The sequence below is a fragment of the Microvirga terricola genome, from assembly GCF_011777495.1.
GTDB lineage: Bacteria > Pseudomonadota > Alphaproteobacteria > Rhizobiales > Beijerinckiaceae > Microvirga > Microvirga terricola.
In genome coordinates this window covers 621082-640546 of the sequence record NZ_JAATJS010000001.1, presented here as the reverse complement: position 1 = coordinate 640546, position 19465 = coordinate 621082, and the positions used below count along the sequence as shown (strand labels likewise).

Below are 19465 nucleotides of genomic sequence, written 5' to 3'. Positions count from 1 at the left end.
AGAGCCTCTAGCGGGGCAGATTGCAGACATGAGAGCTGCACTGTTCCGCCGCGTTCCTGCGGACCCTCCTCATCTCAAGGTTTTGCACCAGGGCCGGGCCTTTCAGGTGGCGCTCAAGCGCCGCCCCACGGCCAAGCGCATTACGCTGCGCGTCTCCAACGCCACCGGCGAGGTGGTGCTGACCATTCCCGAACGCACGGATATCGGCCTCGCCCAGCGCTTCGCCGACAGTCACGGCAGCTGGATCGCGACACGCCTCGCGAAGGTGCCCAAGCGCGTGCCCTTCGAGCCAGGGTCGCTCGTGCCCTTACGCGGCGTGCCGCACAAGGTCGTGCACTGGTCGGGGCTTCGCGGCGTCACCCGAGCGACCACGGGCGCCGGGGGCGAGCCCATCATCGCGGTCACGGGCGATCCGGCCCATGTCACCCGCCGCGTGCAGGACTTTCTGCAAGCGGAAGCGCGCCGCGATTTCGCCGAGGCCGTGAAGCGCCACACCGCTGCGCTTGGCGTGCCGGCGCGGCGCATCACCGTGCGCGACACCAAGAGCCGCTGGGGATCCTGCTCGGCCCAAGGGGCGCTGAACTTTTCCTGGCGCCTCATCATGGCCCCGCCCTTCGTGCTCGACTATCTCGCCGCCCACGAAGTGGCGCACCTGCGCGAACTCAACCACTCCCAGAAGTTCTGGAAGCTGACCTACCAGCTCTGCCCCCGCACGGACGACGCGGAAGCCTGGCTCAAGGCCTACGGCAGCGCACTTCACCGCTTCGGGTGAGGCCCTTTCCACCCTCGAAAGCATGGGGAGCGGGTGACAACCGCGCATTTTCGGCCTAGGCCGAAAATCCCGCATCGTTCTGCTATCCCATGCTCAAGCCCGACACTCTGGCCCTCACCATCCTCCTGGCGCTGCTGACCGCGATGGGTCCGCTGTCGACGGATATGTATCTACCGTCCCTGCCGGTGATCGCGGCGGAGCTACGGGCCACGACGAGCCAGACGCAGCTCACCTTGTCGACCTTCCTCCTCGGCTTCGCGGCGGGGCAGTTCGTCTATGGCCCAGCGTCCGACCGAGTCGGGCGAAAACCCGTGCTGCTGTTCGGCCTCGGGCTTTTCACGGTCGCCAGCATCGTCTGCGCGCTGTCACCCACCATCGAAGCCCTGACCGTGGCGCGCTTCGTGCAGGCCTTCGGTGCCTCCGGCCCGGTCGTGCTGGCCCGCGCCATCGTGCGGGACCTCTATGACGGCACGCGCGCCGGCAGAGAACTTTCCCGCATGGGATCGATCATGGGCGTCGTCCCCGCGGTCGCCCCGGTAGTGGGCGGGCTTGTCGCGCAGGCCGGCGGCTGGCGGATGAACTTCGTCATCACGGTGTTGAGCGGCGCGGCGCTCGCGGCAGCGGTTGCCCTTCGCCTCGCCGAACCGATCCGCCAGAAATCCGACCGGCCGGTGTCGTTCCTTACAATCCTCGAAGGGTTCCGCGCGCTCCTCAAGCATCGCGGCTACCGGGTCTATGTGCTCCTGTCGACGCTGACCTATGGCGGGCTTTTCGCCTTCATCTCAGGCTCGTCCTTCGTGCTCCAGGGCCTTTATGGTCTCGGCCAGCTTCCTTACGCTTTTTCCTTCGCCTTCATGGTGGTGGGGTATGTCGCCGGGACCTCGCTCGCGCAGCGTATCGTGGGGCGGCGCGGCCTCGATGGAACGATCAAAATCGGAACCACCAGCCTCGCGCTCGGCGGCGTGATGATGGCTGTGCTCGTCGCCGCTGGCGTCCCGTCGTCCTTCGCCATCACCGGACCGATGGCGATCTACGCCTTCGGCGTCGGCCTGACCATGCCGCAATCCATGGCCTCAGCCCTCATGCCGTTTCCGGACCGGGCCGGCGCGGCCTCCTCGCTTCTCGGCATCTGCCAGATGACCACCGCCGCGATCCTCGGCATCGTCCTCGGTCAGAACCTCGACGCGTCTCCACTGCCCCTTCCGCTGACCATCGCGGGAACGGGCGTGGCGGCGCTCACGCTGTTCGCGACGACGACGCGGGCGCGCGCTATCGAACCTTTGTCACGATGAATGAAAGGGTGCCCCACATCTCAACGGTTTACGGCGTGGGCGGTTCGTAATTCCGTTTTTGGACATCGACAAATTCCTGCGGTGAAGGGCCGTGCCACCAGCTTCGGCGCACCTGAACCCGTATCGGTACTCGCTTGTCAGGATCGATCAACATTCGTTGGGTTCCAAGTAACTGCTTCTCGGTTTTTTCTTCCCCATACGCAATTTTTCTCTCCGCATACGAATCATATTCGATCGCATCGTATGCTTGTCCTTCGTATGAAACCCTGCCGAGGCAGTGTGTTGCGCCAACCTCGTTCGGAAGCGGCATCAACGCATATCGGAAGAACTTGAGGTCACGATAGACCTTCGCCTCGTCATACCCCGCTTCGGCCCAGGGGTCTTCGGCGGTGTAGCTGGAGGTTCTCTCGGGAATGGCATCGCCAATAATGTACTGTCGAACGACGAAGGAAAAGGGTGGTGTGAAGACTCCGTTAGTGCCGCCATCATGCGTGGTGAAAGTCTGGATTGAGAATCGAAACGGGATTTTGCGTCCCCGCTCGACAGCATCTAAAAAATTCGCACGGCACACCGGATCGGATGTGCTCACCGCCGCCTCGAGGTGAGCGATGGCGTTAAGGCGTCTTTTTTCGAGATCAACGACCGGGGCTTCAATGCGGATCGAGAGATCGTAGGTATAGGTCGAGATGCTGTTGATGCTCCCGCCTCGCTCCCTCCGAACGGGCAATCCGCTGGATGAATCGACGAAAAGCGTTTCGGTCGAGCGGCGCGTTCCTTCTGTCGTGAAACGATACCGCTCCAACGTACGCTCCCCCTCGGTCACGGTACCGAGGCAGCTGATGTCTTCATCCGAAGATGTGTTGGATACGGAAGGCAAGATTGTTCTTGAGAGGAGCCAGCCAAGTCGGTCATTCTTCCAAACATCGCGACCTATGACGATTCTTTCAGCCTGCCGGCCGGTCTCGGACGCGCACGGATATTCGTGTTCGGCGCGGCCGGGATCGACGGCACCGCATTCGCGGCGCCTGAAATTCTCATTCCAGACTTCCCGTTCGTAGCGGTAAGGGCCCGACATTTCGATTCTGCCGCGGGCGGCCAATGCGTCATTCCGGCATTCGGCAAAAGCCGGACATGCGCCAAGGAGAACGAAAAGGCTCCAGAAAGAGACTCGCATGCTATCGACCCTTGGCAGAAAAATCCGTCGGCTATTCGGATACACTATCACATTATCGACGACAGACGCGAGTGGACGAGCCATAACGCGAACGACTTCCGCGCGGCGGGTTTAAGCGAATCTGACAGCGCCAACATGGAGATCTCGCTTCTATACGGATAACGTATCATTCACATTGGAGCTCATTCATGCGTCGCGCGCTTCTTCTCGGTACTGCGCTCGTGCCAATTTTCATGTTTGCGATCATCGCCGTGAGCACGCTCGGCTTCGGCATTCTGATCCCGGCGATTGGCCTCGGGATTCTTTTCACCAACTGGCCGGAGCTGATGATGTGGGGTGTTCTCATGACGCTCGTCGCGTTTCCGCTCATTGCGCGCCGCGCGGGCCGCGACTCGATGCCTTATGTCGCCGCCGGGGCAGCGCTTGGAGTCGCTTTCCCGCTCATCGGTCTTGGCCTCACCACGGCGGCGACGGGGACGATCAATCTTCTCGGCGACAGACTGGAGCCGAAGCTGTCCACCTTCGCAATCATGGTAGCCTGTCTTGGAGCGACCGGCCTCGTCGCCGGCATAAGCATGGCCTTCGTCTATGTCATGCTCGCGCGGCTCTTCGTATTTCAGGGATGGGCGGAGAACTGACGCTTCGGGTTTCCGGCCATTGTGTAACGCCCCGGCCATATGGCATGCGGTGCCGGACAATTGTCTTTTGACGAGGGGCTAAAATGGGCGGAGCATCAATCTGGCATTGGATCATCATCCTGATCGCGTTCGGCCTGCCCGTCATCCTGAAGCTGTGCGGCGTCGGCGCGAAGCGCGTCATGTTGAAAAGTCCGGTGACCGGCCAGCTCAAGCAGGGCTTTTACGGCTTCTCGTGGACCTATCTTTATTTCGGATTCTGGGTGCCACTGATCCGTGGCGAACTCGTCGTCGCGGTCCTGCACTTGGTGTTAAGCGTCGTCACTTTCGGCCTGTGGCAGATCGTTGTGAGCTTCCTCTACAACAAGCAATACACGAACCGGCTGCTCGAGAAGGGTTTCCGCCTCACCGACACGCCCGAGCGCAATCAGCGTGCGGCGGCGGCGCTCGGAGTCGATCTTTCGGTGCACGCGGCGCGGGCGGCTTGAGCAGTTAGAGCCCGAAGAGGCGCTCCAAAAAGTTCTTCTGGCTCCGCCGCTGCTGCGCGGGAGGGACCCAGCCTGTTTCGCGCATCTGTGGCGTCGTGGTGCCGGAGCCTCCGAAGATCGAGGCGAGCGGCGAGTCCGGCGATCCCGGCATGAAGCGTTCGCTACCAGGGAGCGGCACGGGCTGCTTGTCCTTGAGCGCGGTCTTCATGAAGGTGTGCCAGACTTCCGTCGGCAGGTTGCCGCCGGTCACGCGCTTGGTCAGCGTGCCGTCGTCGTTGCCGAGCCAGACGCCCGCCACCAGATTGCCGGTAAATCCAACGAACCAGGCATCCTTGTAGTCCTGCGTCGTGCCGGTCTTGCCGGCCATGGTCCAGCCAGGGATCTGCGCCTTCTGCGCGGTGCCGATGACGAAGGTGTTGTGCATCATCTCGTTCATCATCGCGACCGCGCCGGGCTCGATGACGCGGCCCAAGCCGCCGCCCTGCGGGCGTCTGTAAACGACCTTGCCGTCCGTGCCCTTCACCTGATCGATGACGTAAGGAATGACGCCGTTACCGCCATTGGCGAAGGCCGCGTAGGCCGAGACGAGTTCGAGCGGCGTCACCTCGGAGGTGCCGAGCGCGAGCGACGGATTGGCCTGAAGCGGCGAGGTGATGCCGAGGCGCTGCGCCGTCTGCACCACCGCCTTCGGACCGACTTCGAGGTTGAGTTTGACCGCGATGGTGTTGAGCGACAATGCCAACGCGTCGCGCAAGGTGAGGGGGCCGCGATAACCGCGGTCATAGTTCTCCGGCGTCCAGCCCTTGTAGTTGACGGGCGAATCTTCGCGCACCGTGTCGGGCGTCAACCCGCGCTCGACGGCGGTGAGATAGACGAACGGCTTGAAGGACGAACCCGGCTGGCGGCGCGCCGCGGTCGCGCGGTTGAACTGGCTCGTCTCGTAATTGCGGCCGCCGACGAGCGCGCGCACTGCGCCGTCCGGCTGCAGTGCCACGAACGCACCCTGGCTCACGTTGAATTTCTGGCCCTTGGCGTTGAGTTCATCCACCAGCGAACGCTCAGCGGCATTCTGCAAGGAGGGGTCGATGGTGGTTTGCACCACGATGTCGGATTCGATGGTGCCGACGAAATCGTCGAGCACGTCCATCACGTAATCGGCAGCGTAGTTGACCGAACCCGCGCCCTGCGGCCTCACGGGCTGGGCCGGCGCGCCGAGCGCCGTCTTGGTCATGCCCGGCGTAATGAACCCGAGTTCGTTCATGGCCGCGATCACGAGTTCGGCGCGCGACTGCGCCGCCTCGCGGTTGCGATTGGGCGCGAGGCGCGAGGGCGCCTGCACGAGACCCGCGAGCACCGCGGCCTCCGACAGCGACACGGCGCGCGCGGACTTGCCGTAGTAGCGCTGCGCCGCCGCTTCGACGCCATAAGCGCCCGCGCCGAAATAGACCCGGTTCAGGTAGAGTTCGAGGATCTGGTCCTTGGTGTAGTTGCGCTCGAGCCAGAGCGCCAAAATCGCTTCCTGAATCTTGCGCGAGGCAGTGCGTTCCTGCGTCAGAAACAGGTTCTTGGCGAGCTGCTGGGTGAGGGTCGAGCCGCCCTGCATGCCGCCGCCGCGCCGCATAATGTTGCGGACGACCGCGCGGGCGATGCCGACCGGGTCGATGCCATAATGGTCATAAAAGCGCCGGTCCTCGATGGCAACGAAGGCCTTTGGCAGATAAGGCGGCAATTCCTTGATCGAAACCGTGCGTCCGCCCGTCTCGCCGCGGTTGGCGATGAGCGTACCGTCGCTTGCGAGAATGGCGATATTCGGCGGGCGCTTGGGCACCGTGAGCTGGTCGATGGGCGGCAATTGCGCGGCGTAATAGGCCACCACGCCACCGACCGCGATAATGCCCCAGAGGCAGAGCACCACGCCGGCATAAAACAGCTTTCCAATTAGCGAGCGGCCAGATCCCCGACCGCGCTTGCGCTTCGCCTTCTTGGTGCGCGGCTTGCGGGCCGGCTTATCGCCGTCGTCATCGTCATTGCGGCGGCGGCGCGGCATGGACCCTCCAGCCCGATCCTCCGGCGAGAGGTGGAAATCCATGCCTCCCGCATCGTCTGCGGGCGCGTCAAAGACCGGCTCGCGCCGGTCGCGTCCGTTCGCCACTCGAAAAACCCCATAAGATTAAGCCGGTAGAGTCCGGCCTTTGCCATGTCCACAGCAACGTAATTGTGGCGGTTTAAGGGGCAGTTAAGCCGTAACGCCAGCTATTTTGCAGGTGGTTTGCTTTTCCCCATGGAGGGTGGCTTTTCCGCATCGGGAGACGCCTCCAGAAGAGTGCGGATACGCCGCAGATCGGCGACAAAGGCCTCATAGGCCGCCCGCTTCGCCGCCTCGTCGGGCACGCGCAGCAAGTAGGACGGGTGCACGGTGACATAGCCCTCGTAAGGGCCGAACCGCGTCTCGCCCCGGGCGCGCGAAACGGCGACGGGCCGCCCGGCGAGGGCCTGGGCCGCCGTGGCACCCAGGGCCACGACGAGCTTCGGGTGCACCAGATCGATCTCCTTCATGAGGAAGGGGCGGTAACGCCTCACCTCGCCGGCGCTCGGCCTCGCGTGAAGCCGCCGCTTCCCGCGCTGCTCGAATTTGAAGTGCTTCACCGCGTTGGTGACATAGGCCTTTTTCCGCGAGAGCCCCGCCTCCTCCATCGCCTCGCTCAAGATCCGGCCCGCCGGTCCCACGAAGGGCCTGCCCTGGATGTCCTCCTGATCGCCCGGCTGTTCGCCGACGAAGACAAGCGCCGCATGATCCGGCCCTTCGCCGAACACCGCCCGCGTGCCGCCGGACACGAACGGCCCGGCCTCGTCGATGGCGGCGTTGAGGGCCGCAAGATCCTTTGGCTCCTCATCCCACGGTGCGTCCGGGGCTTTTCGGGGCATCGCCACTAGGCGAGGGTGAAATTCATCGTGATCTCGGCGTTGAGCACCTTCGAGACCGGGCAGTTCTTTTCCGCCGCGCGGGCCAGCTCCTCGAATTTCGCGCTGTCGATGCCAGGCACTTTGGCGGCGAGCGTCAGGGCCGATTTCGAAATCTTGAAGCCCGCGCCTTCCGGTTCGAGGGTCACGACCGCCTCGGTCGACAGTTCCGTCGGGGTGAAGCCCGCCGTCTGGAGCTGGAAGGCCAAGGCCATGGTGAAACACCCTGCATGGGCCGCCGCGATCAGCTCTTCCGGGTTCGTGCCCTTCTCGTTCTCGAAGCGGGTCTTGAACGAATAGGGCGTCGCCGACAGCACGCCGGAATCGGTGGTGAGATGGCCAGCACCATCCTTACCGGTGCCCTGCCAGGCGGCCTTCGCCTTGCGGTTCATGAGGGTTCTCCTTAACGGTTGCGCCCCATGATGTAGGACACTCTGCCCATGGCACCAGAGCGCGACACTGGAAACGCGCTTGGCGCGGATGCAGGACGCGACATGTTTGGGGCAAGCCCGCGGATCGTTTGACATGGATGAACTGACCAAAATACGCCTTCAGGCTTATGTGCGCCCGCGGCTCCTTGGATCCACAATCGCGGCTCTGATGGTTTTTGCGGCGCTGCCGCAAATGCTTCTGACGAGCACGCGCGTCCTTATCGCGTGGGATGCGGGCATCGTTATCTATCTCGTCCTTGCCGCGTCCATGGCGGCGCATTCCTCCATCGGAAAAATGCAGAAGCGGGCGAGCATCGAGGACGAAGGCGCAGTGGTCGTTCTTATCCTGACCATGACGGCGGCCATCGCCAGCCTCGTCGCGATCATGGTGGAGCTTTACGGCATCCATGACGACAAGTCGGGCTGGCAGGCCTTTCGCCTCGCGGTCGCGGCTTTCACCATCCTGTGCTCGTGGTTTTTCATGCACACGATCTTCGCCATTCACTACGCGCACGAATACTACGGCGATGCGGGTGAGCGGCAGGGCCTGAACTTTCCGCACCATTCCAAACCGGATTACTGGGACTTCATGTATTTCGCGGTCAATCTCGGCGCCGCGGCGCAGACCTCGGATGTCATGATCGTGACGAAGCGCATGCGGCGGCTGGCGCTCGCCCACTCGATCCTTGCGTTCTTGTTCAACACGACGATTCTGGCGCTCGCGGTGAACGTCGGCGCGGGGCTGCTTTAAACTTCCAACGCTTCAAGCTCCGCATCGACGATACGGCGCGCGACATCGAAGGCGAAGCCCGCGCGCGCAAGCGCTGCAAGGTCCTTGTCGCGATAAGGCGCGCGCTCGCCGGGACGGAAGGGCCCAAGCTTGCGGCGGCGGGCGAAGGCGCGGGCGGCTTCCTCCTCGCTGCCATCCTCGCCGTCGAGCGCTGCTGCAATGGTTTTTCGGTCGACTCCTTTGGCGGAAAGCTTTGCCTGAATCGCGCGGGCCGAGCCGCCGCGGCGGCGCAAGGTTGCGACGCGCGCTTCCGTATAGCGCGTGTCGTCGATGAGGCCGATGCGCAGGCTTTTCGCCACGACCTCTTCGATCATCTCGCCGTAGTCGGCCGCGTCCTCGCCGCGGAGACGGCAGCGCTTCTCGACCTTGCGGCGGAGCACGCGGCGCAGGTTCTCGGTCGACGAGGCATAGCGTTCGAGATAGGCGAGCGCCGCCCGTTGCAGATAGGCAGGCGAAACCTGTCGCGGAATTTTTCGCGAGGGCGCGGCGTCATCCGTCATGCGTCGCGACCGTTCTCCACCTGCCCGCTGCGCTGCAATTGCAGCGCCACGAACCAGCACAGACAGGCCCATGCCGCGCCGACGGACCAGCCGGCCAGCACGTCGCTTGGCCAATGAACGCCGAGATAGACGCGGGTGATGCCAACCAGCAGCGTGACGGCCACCGCGAGGCCCATGATGAAAAGCTTGATCGAGCGGCTTTCTTCCACGCGGGCGAGCAGCGCGCCGAGGGTCAGATAAGTCACGGCGGACAGCGTCGCATGGCCGCTGGGAAAGCTCGGCGAATAGACCCACGCCGCATGCGGCACGAGATCCGGGCGCGGCCGGTCGAAGCCGAGTTTGAGCAGGGTGGACAGGAGTGTTCCTCCTAAAACCGCGCCGATCACCACCAGCGCCGCGCCACGCTTCTTCGCCATCAGCAGATAAATCACCGTCGCGACCGTGACGATGGTCAGCACCGCACGGCCGCCGAGCCCCGTAATGTCGCGCGCCGCCTCCTCCAGCCAGCGCGGCCCCAGCGGATCGGCGGGGTTTTGGGGGTCGCGCAGGGCAAGCAGCAGCGCGCTGTCGAAGGCACGCGTACTGCCCTCGCGCACCTCGTCGGCGATGGCGGCGAAGGCCCAGGCGAACAGTCCGAACCCGACCAGCGAGATCAGGGGACCGATTTCATTGAGACGCAGGCGCAGCCAGAGGCGGTTGGCGGGGGCGAGAAAAGGAATCATCGGAAGGAACAATAGGGCTGGAGGCGCGAGGTGGCGAGGGCTGTCGGTACCGGCCAGCAGCACCCTAGACCTCTCAAACCCCCAACCGTCCCCGCCAGGCCTTCGGCGCGGCGATATCGCTGAGGCCGAGCCAGTCGGCCATCAGGCGAAGCTCCTCGCCGAGCGCGGGCGCAATGGCATCCGGCGCGGCATGGTGTTCGGGATGGATCGAGTGAACGATCAGGCGTCCCGCCGCGCGATCCGCCTTTAGGTCGAGACGGGCCACAATGTCCTCGCCGAGCAGGAAGGGTAGACAGTAATAGCCATATTCGCGCTTCTCGGCGGGGGTGTAAATCTCGATCCGGTAGTGGAAGTCGAACAGTCGCTCAGTGCGCGTGCGCTCCCAGACGATGGGATCGAAAGGCGAGACCAGTGCGCGGGCGTCGACGCGGCGGGGCATGCGGGCCGAAGGATCGAGATAGACCGGGCCGTTCCAGCCCTCCACCGTAACGGGCAGCAGGTCGCCGGCTTCGACCAGTTCGGGAATGCGCGCCTTGGCGTCGGTCGGGCCGATGCGGAAATAATCGCGCAGGCAGCGCTCGCTGGCGATGCCGAGGGCCTGGATCGAAAGCTTGAGCAACTCGCGCTGCGCCTCTGCTTCCGGAGGCGTCGGTGCGTTGAGGATGTCGGCGGGGATGACCCGCTCCGGCAGATCATAAAGCCGCTCGAAGCCGCGCCGCGTGGCGGTGGTGACCTCGCCTGCCCAAAAGAGCCACTCGAGCGCCCGCTTGCCGTCGCTCCAGCCCCACCAGGAGCCCTTACCCTTGCCGCCGCCGGTCAGTTCGCCCGCCCCGATGGGGCCGCGCTCGGCAATCTCGCGGCGGACCTCCTCGATGAAGGCGCGCTTTTCCTGGCCGAACCGCGCAAGGCCGCCATAGATCCCCTCGCCTTTCGCGGCACGCGCCATGCGCCAGCGGAAGAGGGGTTGGAGGTCCAGCCGAATCAGCGACGCTTCGTGGCCCCAATATTCGAAGGTCGCCCGCTTTTTCGGGTGATAGGCGGCCTTCTCCAACAGATCGCGCTCATAGGCCCCCAGCCGCGAGAAGAGCGGCATGTAATGGGCGCGCACCAGCACGTTGACCGAATCGATCTGCAACAGATGCGAGCGGTCGAGCGCGCGGGTGATATGTCGGGTGGTCGGCGATTCGGGCCGCTTCTCGCCAAACCCTTGCGCGGCAAGGGCGATGCGGCGGGCCTGGGCGAGAGAAAGACGGGTGCGGGCCATGAAGGAACATTCCGAGAACTTACACAGCTAGCGCGATGTCGGGCCGTTCCGCAAGCCGTCCCGGAACCGGATTTTCGTCTCGCGTTTAAGGAAAGGGTCCGCGCGCATGCCTGTCCTGCAGGCTTGTTCAGGACAAGATAACGGTTGTCCCGTAAACCATCTGCGCGTAACGCGATGGACATCATGGATCAGTCGACGATCAAGCCCTCGGCGCAGCAGCCGAGGCCGGCGCTCAGCCAAGCCGAAATCCGCACCATCATCATCGGCATCATGCTGGCGCTGCTGTTGGCCGCGCTCGACCAGACGATCATCGCGACCGCGCTGCCAACCATGGGGCGCGAGCTGGGCGACCTGGAGCATCTGCCCTGGGTGGTGACGGTGTATCTTCTGACCGCGACCGCCGTGACGCCGCTCTACGGCAAGTTCAGCGACAGCCATGGCCGGCGTATCACCATGCTGATCGGCATTGTGGTGTTCATCCTCGGCTCCATCGCCTGCGCGCTCGCACCGACCATGCTCATGCTGATTCTGGCGCGCGGCGTGCAGGGTCTCGGCGGCGGCGGGCTGATGGCGTTGTCGCAGACCATCGTGGCCGATCTTGTGCCGCCGAAGGAGCGTGCCAAGTACCAGGTGTATTTCGCCAGCGTGTTCATGACCTCGAGCCTGCTCGGGCCGGTGCTTGGCGGCTTTTTCGCCGAACACCTGCACTGGTCGGTGATCTTCTGGATCAATCTGCCGCTCGGGCTGATTGCTCTCTTCATCTCCTATCACGGCCTGAAAAAGCTGCCGCGCTTCGACCGTCCGCACCGGCTCGATCTTTTGGGCGCGCTGCTGCTCGTGGCCGCGACCGTCTCGCTGCTTCTGGCCTTGAGCTGGGGCGGCCTGCGCTATCCGTGGGGATCGCCGCCGATCTTGAGCCTTTTCGCAGGCTCAGCCCTGCTCTGGGTGTTGTTTGCCGCGCGCATGAAGAGCGCATCCGAGCCGCTGATTCCGCCGGGCGTGCTGCACAATCCCGTGGTTCGCATGGGCACGCTATCGGCCTGCTTCGGCATGGGCACCTATATCGGCCTCACCATCTATCTGCCGGTCTATTTCGAGGCGGTGCGCGGGCTCAGCGCCAGCGAATCCGGCCTGGCGCTCATCCCCCTCATGGCAGGCACGGTCGTGGGCGCAACGGCTTCGGGCCGCACCATGGCGCGCGTGAAGCACTACAAGCGCCTGCCAACCATTGGCCTCATCGTTGCCATGGCGGCAACCGGCGTTCTTGCGGCCTTCGGCGATCGCCTGCCAATTGCGGCGATCGAAGCGGTGCTGGCGATCATCAGCATCGGCCTCGGCACGCTGTTGCCGGTGTCCACGGTCGCGATCCAGAACGCAGTCGCGCCGCATGAACTCGGCACCGCAACGGGCACCGCGAACTTCTTCCGCTCGCTGGGCGGTGCGTTGATCGTGGCGATCTTCGGCGCCATCGTGCTGAGCGGCGCCCATCTCGAAGGCGCCGCGAGCTTCGAAAGGCTCGCCGCCTCCGCCGCAAGAAGCGGCGTCAATCTCGCCGATGTCTTCGCTTATGTCTTCATCGCTGCGGTGATCGGCTTCGGCCTCGCCTTCGTGTTCCTGTTCGCCATGGAAGAGCGGCCGTTGCGCGGCAGCGCGATCAAGGCGGCGGAAGCGGCCGTGGCGGATTGACGTTCAATCCAACGTCTGCCGGAACCGCGCCACCGCAAGCGCCATCGCGGCAAGCGTGAAGAGGGCGAGCGCCAGCACGTCAAACTGCAAATCAACGAAGGTTGCGCTTTTCAGCATGATCCCGCGCACGATGCGCAAATAATGGGTCAGGGGCAAAAACTCGCCCACATGCTGCGCCCAACCCGGCATGCCTTTGAACGGGAACAGGAAGCCCGACAACAGCATGTTCGGCAGAAAGTAAAAGAACGACATCTGCATCGCCTGCAATTGGCTTTTGGCGATAGTCGAGAATGTGTAGCCCACGGACAGATTGGCGAGGATGAACAGGAGCGTCAGCGCCAGGAGAAGCGGCAGGCTGCCTTCGATGGGGACGCCGAAGAGAAGCCACGCGGCGCCCAAAATCAGCGTCATCTGCAAGCCGCCGACCACCAGATAGGGCGCGATCTTGCCGAGCATGATCTCGACCGGGCGGATCGGCATGGACAAAAGGCTTTCCATGGTGCCGCGCTCGATTTCGCGCGTGACCGACAGGCCGGTGAAAATCAGCATCGTGAGCGTCAGGATCGTGCCCATCAAGCCCGGCACGATATTGAGCCGTGTCTCGATGCCCGGGTTGTAGCGTAAGTGCACACGCAGATCGAAAGGCGGCGGCTTGGGCGCGAGGTTCGCGGCGGGCCCGGTCAGCTCGCGGGAGAACACCGTCTCCGTGATTCTGTTGAGCGCCGCGATCGCGTTTCCCGTCGCCGTGGGATCGGTGGCATCCGCGATAACCAAAATCTCGGGCCGGTCGCCGCGGATCAGGTCGCGTCCGAAATGGGCCGGGATCTGCACGCCGAAGAGCGCCTGTCCCGACCGGATGAGATGGTCGAGATCCGCCTCGCTCGTCGCATTCAGGCTGATGTCGAAATAATCGGTGGCGCGCATGGCGGCGAGGTAGGAGCGCGCAAAGGAGCTGTCGTCCTGGATCAACACCGCCGTCGGGAGGTGGCGCGGATTGGTGTTGATGGCCGTGCCGAACAACAGAAGCTGCATGAGCGGGATGAAGAGCATCGTCGCGAAGGTCAGCCGGTCGCGGCGCAGTTGCAGGAATTCCTTGATGAAGGTCGCGCGCAACCGCGCGAGCGAGGCGCGAAAGCCCCGCGTGCGCCGGTCGATGTCGCTTCCGTTGCTCATACGCTGTTATCCGGCACGCGGCTCATCAGGTCGATGAACACATCCTCGAGCGTCGGCTCGCCGCGCGTCCAGACCTGCGGCCCCTTCGCGCGCAAGTCGGCTGTCGCCGCTTCGAGCTTTTTCCCGTCGCGTCCGCTCACATGAAGCTCGACGCCGAAGGGCGCGACCATGTCGACGCCGTCGCGCTTTTCCAGCTCCTCCGCGAGCTCCGCGAGTTGCGGCCCCGTCACGATGTAGGTCGACAGATGCGCCTCAGCGACGACCTCGGCGACCTTGCCATGGGCCAAGATCTCGCCATAGGCGATGTAGGTGATCTCATGGCAGCGCTCGGCCTCGTCCATGTAATGGGTCGAGACGAGAACGGTCAGGCCCTCATGCGCGAGGCGATGGATCTCGTCCCAGAAATCGCGCCGCGCCTTCGGATCGACACCCGCAGTCGGCTCGTCGAGAAGCAGCAGCTCCGGCTGCGGCAGAATGCATGCGCCGAGCGCGAGACGCTGCTTCCACCCGCCCGAGAGATCGCCCGCCAGTTGATCCGCGCGCCTTTCCAGGCCAAGCCGCACGATGGCATCCTGCGCGGCTTTGCGCGGCTGGTCGAGGTTGTAGATTCGGGCCACGAATTCCAGGTTCTCGCGGATCGATAGATCGGCATAGAGCGAGAAGCGCTGCGTCATGTAGCCCACATGCCGCTTGATGTCGGTGGTCTGCGTGCGGATGTCGTAGCCGAGGCACGTGCCGTGCCCGCTGTCGGGCGTAAGAAGTCCGCACAGCATCCGCAAGGTCGTGGTCTTGCCGCTGCCGTTGGGGCCGAGGAATCCGTAGATCAGGCCCTTGTGCACCTGCATGGTCAGGTTTTTCACCACCGGCGGGCCGCCGAAGGATTTGGTGAGGCCCTCAACGTCGATGACGATGTCCGAGACCGGATCTGCGCTGGCTTGTGCGGTCATGGGCGTTTCTCCGACGGGATCACGTCAACCGGCTGGCCTACGGGCAGCACGTAATCGCCAATCGGCGTCGCCTCGACGCGAAAGACCAACTTCGCCCGCTCCGCCAGGCTGAAGATCACCGGGGGCGTGAATTCCGCGTCGTGGGAGATGAACGTGATTTTTGCGGTCAGGCCCTTCTGACAATTGTCGCAGGCGACGCCCACCACTTGCCCGAGCGCGATGGTCGAGAGCTTCGGCTCCGGCACGTAGAAGCGGATGCGCCGGTTGCCCGGCGGCAGGATGGAGAGCACCGGCTGGCCGGCATTGGCCACCTCGCCGGTCCGGAAAAAGACATCCTGCACCTGCCCATCGGCGGGCGCATAAACCTTCAGCTTCGCCAAGCGCGTCTCGGCCTGGTCGAGATTGGCCTGCGACGCTTTCACATTCGCTTCCGCAGCCTGGATCTCGGCCGTGCGTGCCGCGATCCGCCCCGCGCTGATCTGGCGCTGCACGGCTTCGAGCGCCGCCTTGTCGCGGTCGTTCGTCGCCTTGGCCTGGTCAAAGGTCGTCTTTGCGCTGATGCCGCGCTCGAAAAGCGTCTGCTGACGCTGCAGTTCGTTGGTGGACAGGGTTAGTTGCGCCTGCGCCGAGCGTTCCTGCGCCTGCAGTACGGCGATTTCTTCCGGGCGTTGCAGGGAGGCCTGGAGATTGGTGAGCTGCGACTGGGCCTGCTGCAGCTGCGCCGCCGCCTGATCGCGCTGCGCCTGCTGCATCGAGCCTTCGATCTGGAACACGAATTGTCCGGCCTTGACCTGCGAGCCCGAATCCACGGTCAGGTTTTCGATGCGTCCGCCCGTCTCCGGGGCGGCATAGACGTAGTAGCCCTCCACATAACCCTGGAAAGAGTTGGTGCCTTGCTCGCTGCGCCAGATGACCCAGGCGATCACGCCTCCGACCACAAGGATGAGCGCGAACACGGCGAGAATCGTCCGATTCATGCCGCATCCTCCTTCAGCGCCCGCATGAGCAGCGAAAGATGCGCCTCGAACATCGCCTCGATGTCGATAGGTTCGATGCGCTGAAAAAGCTCGGACCAGATCAGCGCCACGAGGCCGGGAGCCACGATCAATTGCGGGAAGCGCACGAGTTCGTCGGAGGTGAACTCGCCGCGCGCCACCGCATCGCACGCGATGGTGCGCAACAGGCGAAGCGCCCGCGTCAGCACCTCGCGATAGTAGAAATCGGCGAGCGCCGGGATGCGCTCCGCCTCCACGATCAAGAGCCGCACGATGTTGCGGCGGCGGGTTCCCAAAATCTCCGTGCGGAAGAAATGAAACAGCGCACGCAGCTGCATCTCGGCGGAGCCATCAAGAGACGTGAGGCGCCCCTCCAACTCCTCGACCGCGCCGCCGATGCCGGAATGGATCAGCGCTTCAAAAAGCCCCTGCTTCGACGGCACGTAAAGATAGATCGTGCCCTTGGCGATGCCCGCCCGCGCCGCGACATCCTCCAGGCGGCTGCGTGCGAAGCCCTTTTCGGAAAACACGTCGAGGGCGGCGTCAAGGATGTGGTTGAACTTCTCCTGCCGGTCCTCCTCGCTGCGGGCCGGAGCCCGGCGCGAGGGGCGCCGCGAAACCTTAAGCGGCGATGCGCGAGGCATCTTTTTTGGTTCCCATGACTGACTAGCCAGTCATTTAGGAAGCGCCAGCGTGAGCGGGATGAGGCATCTCGCCGCCAGCACCATTTCCCTCCCCCTTAGGCCCTGCGACCCTAAATCCGCAGCCGTCGGGCGGCCAAGATTGTGGAAAGCCTCGGTCGATTCTGCCCCTTTCCTGACCTTGCCGTGCTAGGGAGAACCTTCATCGGCAACGCAAAGGTGGGAATCGAACGGGCATGAAGGTCGGCATCGACATGGGGATCGCGTCCTCCGGGGCGGCGTCCAATGGCCCGGCCCTGCTCGACCTGGAGGAGCTTCTGGCGACGCGCCTGCTCGTCCAGGGCAATTCCGGCTCCGGCAAGTCCCACCTGCTGCGCCGCCTGCTGGAGCAGAGCGCGCCTTATGTGCAGCAGGCGGTGATCGACCCCGAGGGCGATTTCGTTACGCTGGCGGACAAGTTCGGCCATGTGGTGGTGGATGCGGCGCGCAGCGAGGGCGACTTGCAGCGCATCGCCGCCCGCGTGCGGCAGCACCGGGTCTCGGTGGTGCTGAGCCTGGAAGGCCTCGACACCGAGGCGCAGATGCGCTGCGCCGCGGCCTTTCTAGGCGGACTCTTCGATGCGGAGCGTGACCTCTGGTACCCGATGCTGGTGGTGGTGGACGAGGCGCAGCTTTTCGCTCCCGCCGCCGCCGGTGAGGTGTCCGACGAGGCGCGAAAGGTCTCGCTGGGTGCCATGACCAATCTCATGTGCCGAGGCCGTAAGCGCGGCCTTGCGGGCATCATCGCGACACAACGTCTGGCGAAGCTCGCCAAGAACGTGGCGGCGGAAGCCTCCAACTTCCTGATGGGCCGCACCTTTTTGGACATCGATATGGCCCGCGCCGCCGACCTGTTGGGCATGGAGCGCCGCCAAGCCGAGATGTTCCGCGATCTCGAGCGCGGACATTTCGTGGCCCTCGGCCCCGCTTTGTCGCGCCGCCCCCTGCCGATCCGCATCGGCGTGGTCGAAACCGCGGCGCGCAGCGGCAGCTTCAAACTCCTGCCCCTGCCGGAGCAGCCGACCGAGGATGCCCGCGACTTGATCTTCAAGGCGGGCGAAGACGAAATGGTCGCAAGGCCCGTCGCTCCACGCCGTGCCCCTCCACCGCCACCCGCGCCGTCCACCAACGACCTGCTGGCGCAGCTCGCCCGCACCCGCCCGGCCAGCGCGCCGGAGGCACCGGCCGAGGTGACGGAAGAGACGAAGGCCGAGCGCGAGGCTGCCCTCGACGCGATCCTGCGCGAAATTTTGGACGCCCCGGAGGCGGCGTTCCGCACCGTGGCGGTGCTCTATCAGGACTTTCTGGTGCGCTGCCGCATCCGCCGCGTCAGCGGCGAGCCCTTGAACCTCCCCGCCTTCCGCCGCCGCCTCGCCGTCGCGCGCGCGGGCGTGAACACGGCCACCGCCGAAGGCTCGGAATGGGACCGCGCGGTGGCCTTCGCCACCGATCTGGAAGAGGACATCCAGGGCGTCTATCTGCTCCTCGCCCGCGCGGCGATGGAGGGCGCGCCCTGCCCGCCGGACGGCGAGATCGCGCGCGCCTGCGGCAGCCGCTCCCCGGGCCGGGCCCGCCGCCTCGTGGCCTACATGGAAAGCCGCAACTTCGTGGTGACGCGCAACGACCCGCGGGGTCTGCGCATCATCGCCCTGCCCGATCTCGGCTGGGAAACGGGGCCGGGCGACCCCAACGCCTTTGAGGAGCCTCAGGCGCCGGGCGGCCAGGATCTTTTCGCGCTGGGCTCTTAAGCAGCCATATCGACCATTGCCAGCCGCCCGCCGGTGATCGGCTGCTTCACGCCGGTGGTCAGCGGGAAGCTGATCGGCATGCCGCGAAGGGCGCGTACCGCGAGGAAGGCGAAGCATTCCGCTTCCACCGCATCGCCGCGCCAGCCGACCGCTTCGGACATCACCGGCTCGACCTTGGCGCGCTTGGCGATCTCCTTGACGAGTGTCGGGTTGCGCCGTCCGCCGCCGCTGAGAATGAGACGCGGCGGGCGCTGCGGCAGGAGATCGAGCGCCTTGCCCACGGCTCCTGCCGTGAAGGCGGTAAGCGTCGCGGCGCCGTCCTCCAGGCTCAGGCCCTCGGCCATCGCGGCGGTGAAGTCGTTACGATCCAGCGACTTCGGGTAGGCGGCGGTGAGATAGGGGTGTTCCAAAAGCTTGGCGAGACGCGCCTCGTCCACTGTGCCGCGCGAGGCGATCAGGCCGTCGCGGTCCATGTCGCCGAGGCCGTGCTGGCGGATCCAGTCATTGAGCGGCGCATTGGCCGGGCCGGTGTCGAAGGCGATCATGGTGTCGCCGCCGCCCCACCACGTGACGTTGCTCACGCCGCCGAGGTTGAGCACCGCCGAATTCGGCTTGGCATCGATGCTGCGCAGCAGCGCGACGTGGTAGCTCGCCGCCAGCGGCGCGCCCTGGCCGCCGGCTGCCATGTCGGCGGTGCGGAAATCGAATGCGACGCTAGTGCCGACAAGCTTCGCCATGAGGGCGCCGTTGCCGAGCTGGCGCGTCTGGCCGTGGCGCGCGCCATCGGGGGCGCGGTGCAGCATGGTCTGGCCGTGAAAGCCGATGACCGCGATGTCGGAGGGCTTGATGCCCTCCTTCGCGAGAAAGGCCGTGACCGCGGCCGATTGCGCGCGGGTCAGCGCATCCTCGGCTTCGGCGAAAATTGTGGGCTCCGGCCCCTGAAAATTCCAGTCGCGGGCCTGCTCCATGGACTTGCGCAGCAGAGGCGTCAGCCCGGCCGGATAGGGGGCGAGCGTCCAGGGACCGAATTCCTGGATGGTCTGCCCATCCGTCTTGATCAAGGCGATGTCGATATTGCCGTCGAGAACGGTTCCCGTCATCAATCCAATGGCCCACACTGACGTCACAACGTTCTCCCCGTTCACAAATCGGCGGCGATCATATCGTCACGTCCCGCCGCCGCAAATGGCAATGATCGCGGCTGTCG

At 64.8% G+C, this 19465-nt stretch carries 18 protein-coding genes and 1 pseudogene; 7 read left to right on the top strand and 12 right to left on the bottom strand.

Going from position 1 to position 19465, the window contains the following annotated elements; all coding sequences use genetic code 11:
• Positions 1–28 precede the first annotated feature (28 nt).
• A complete protein-coding gene (locus HB375_RS03110; protein WP_167671478.1) occupies positions 29–772 on the top strand; it encodes a M48 family metallopeptidase in 744 nt (247 codons plus the stop codon).
• A gap of 89 nt (positions 773–861) precedes the next feature.
• Positions 862–2064 (top strand): multidrug effflux MFS transporter, encoded by a 1203-nt coding sequence (locus HB375_RS03105; protein ID WP_167671477.1) that lies wholly within the window; start codon positions 862–864, stop codon positions 2062–2064.
• A 28-nt stretch (positions 2065–2092) separates the two neighbouring features.
• Here HB375_RS03105 and HB375_RS03100 read toward each other — a convergent pair whose 3' ends face one another.
• Positions 2093–3238: a hypothetical protein gene (locus tag HB375_RS03100; RefSeq protein WP_167671476.1), complete on the bottom strand. Its 1146-nt coding sequence runs from the start codon at positions 3236–3238 to the stop codon at positions 2093–2095.
• A gap of 188 nt (positions 3239–3426) precedes the next feature.
• Between HB375_RS03100 and HB375_RS03095 the strand changes: the two genes are divergently transcribed.
• A complete protein-coding gene (locus HB375_RS03095) occupies positions 3427–3876 on the top strand; it encodes a hypothetical protein (protein ID WP_167671475.1) in 450 nt (149 codons plus the stop codon).
• A gap of 83 nt (positions 3877–3959) precedes the next feature.
• Positions 3960–4361 (top strand): Sec-independent protein translocase family protein, encoded by a 402-nt coding sequence (locus HB375_RS03090; RefSeq protein WP_246728297.1) that lies wholly within the window; start codon positions 3960–3962, stop codon positions 4359–4361.
• A 4-nt stretch (positions 4362–4365) separates the two neighbouring features.
• Here HB375_RS03090 and HB375_RS03085 read toward each other — a convergent pair whose 3' ends face one another.
• The 3 genes and pseudogenes from HB375_RS03085 to HB375_RS03075 all read right to left on the bottom strand — a co-directional run bounded on the left by HB375_RS03085 (position 4366) and on the right by HB375_RS03075 (position 7714).
• Positions 4366–6513 (bottom strand): PBP1A family penicillin-binding protein, encoded by a 2148-nt coding sequence (locus tag HB375_RS03085; protein ID WP_167671474.1) that lies wholly within the window; start codon positions 6511–6513, stop codon positions 4366–4368.
• Between the two features lie 101 nt (positions 6514–6614).
• Positions 6615–7253, bottom strand: a pseudogene (locus HB375_RS03080) (UdgX family uracil-DNA binding protein); the annotation flags it as partial.
• Between the two features lie 38 nt (positions 7254–7291).
• Positions 7292–7714, bottom strand: a complete 423-nt coding sequence (locus HB375_RS03075; RefSeq protein WP_167671472.1) for an OsmC family protein — start codon at positions 7712–7714, stop codon at positions 7292–7294.
• Between the two features lie 133 nt (positions 7715–7847).
• Here HB375_RS03075 and HB375_RS03070 point away from each other — a divergent pair, with 133 nt between their 5' ends.
• Positions 7848–8504, top strand: a complete 657-nt coding sequence (locus HB375_RS03070) for a DUF1345 domain-containing protein (RefSeq protein WP_167671471.1) — start codon at positions 7848–7850, stop codon at positions 8502–8504.
• Here the strand turns inward: HB375_RS03070 and HB375_RS03065 are convergent.
• The 3 genes from HB375_RS03065 to HB375_RS03055 all read right to left on the bottom strand — a co-directional run bounded on the left by HB375_RS03065 (position 8501) and on the right by HB375_RS03055 (position 11029).
• On the bottom strand, positions 8501–9043 hold the full coding sequence (locus tag HB375_RS03065) for a regulatory protein RecX (protein WP_167671470.1): 543 nt from the start codon (positions 9041–9043) through the stop codon (positions 8501–8503). The two genes, HB375_RS03070 and HB375_RS03065, sit on opposite strands and share 4 nt — an antisense overlap.
• On the bottom strand, positions 9040–9765 hold the full coding sequence (locus tag HB375_RS03060) for a phosphatase PAP2 family protein (protein ID WP_167671469.1): 726 nt from the start codon (positions 9763–9765) through the stop codon (positions 9040–9042). Before HB375_RS03060 ends, HB375_RS03065 begins: the two co-directional genes overlap by 4 nt.
• Positions 9766–9838: 73 nt before the next feature.
• On the bottom strand, positions 9839–11029 hold the full coding sequence (locus HB375_RS03055) for a winged helix-turn-helix domain-containing protein (protein ID WP_167671468.1): 1191 nt from the start codon (positions 11027–11029) through the stop codon (positions 9839–9841).
• Positions 11030–11203: 174 nt separating this feature from the next.
• Here HB375_RS03055 and HB375_RS03050 point away from each other — a divergent pair, with 174 nt between their 5' ends.
• Positions 11204–12715, top strand: a complete 1512-nt coding sequence (locus tag HB375_RS03050) for an MDR family MFS transporter (protein ID WP_425515153.1) — start codon at positions 11204–11206, stop codon at positions 12713–12715.
• A 3-nt stretch (positions 12716–12718) separates the two neighbouring features.
• Here HB375_RS03050 and HB375_RS03045 read toward each other — a convergent pair whose 3' ends face one another.
• Genes HB375_RS03045 through HB375_RS03030 form a run of 4 tightly spaced genes read right to left on the bottom strand, consistent with a single transcriptional unit; the run spans position 12719 to position 16474 of the window.
• Complete coding sequence (locus tag HB375_RS03045; RefSeq protein WP_167671466.1) at positions 12719–13888, bottom strand: ABC transporter permease; 1170 nt, start codon at positions 13886–13888, stop codon at positions 12719–12721.
• On the bottom strand, positions 13885–14835 hold the full coding sequence (locus HB375_RS03040) for an ABC transporter ATP-binding protein (protein ID WP_167671465.1): 951 nt from the start codon (positions 14833–14835) through the stop codon (positions 13885–13887). The genes HB375_RS03045 and HB375_RS03040 overlap by 4 nt, the downstream gene beginning before the upstream one ends.
• The gene (locus tag HB375_RS03035; RefSeq protein ID WP_167671464.1) at positions 14832–15812 is read right to left on the bottom strand and encodes an HlyD family secretion protein; all 981 of its coding nucleotides are present in this window, start codon (positions 15810–15812) and stop codon (positions 14832–14834) included. The genes HB375_RS03040 and HB375_RS03035 overlap by 4 nt, the downstream gene beginning before the upstream one ends.
• Positions 15809–16474, bottom strand: coding sequence for a TetR/AcrR family transcriptional regulator (locus HB375_RS03030; protein ID WP_167671463.1), 666 nt, complete (start codon positions 16472–16474; stop codon positions 15809–15811). Before HB375_RS03030 ends, HB375_RS03035 begins: the two co-directional genes overlap by 4 nt.
• Positions 16475–16707: 233 nt before the next feature.
• On the opposite strand from HB375_RS03030, the gene HB375_RS03025 reads away from it, so the two are divergent.
• On the top strand, positions 16708–18258 hold the full coding sequence (locus HB375_RS03025) for a helicase HerA domain-containing protein (protein WP_167671462.1): 1551 nt from the start codon (positions 16708–16710) through the stop codon (positions 18256–18258).
• On the opposite strand, the gene HB375_RS03020 is transcribed toward HB375_RS03025, so the two are convergent.
• Positions 18255–19385: an anhydro-N-acetylmuramic acid kinase gene (locus tag HB375_RS03020; RefSeq protein ID WP_167671461.1), complete on the bottom strand. Its 1131-nt coding sequence runs from the start codon at positions 19383–19385 to the stop codon at positions 18255–18257. The two genes, HB375_RS03025 and HB375_RS03020, sit on opposite strands and share 4 nt — an antisense overlap.
• Positions 19386–19465 lie beyond the last annotated feature (80 nt).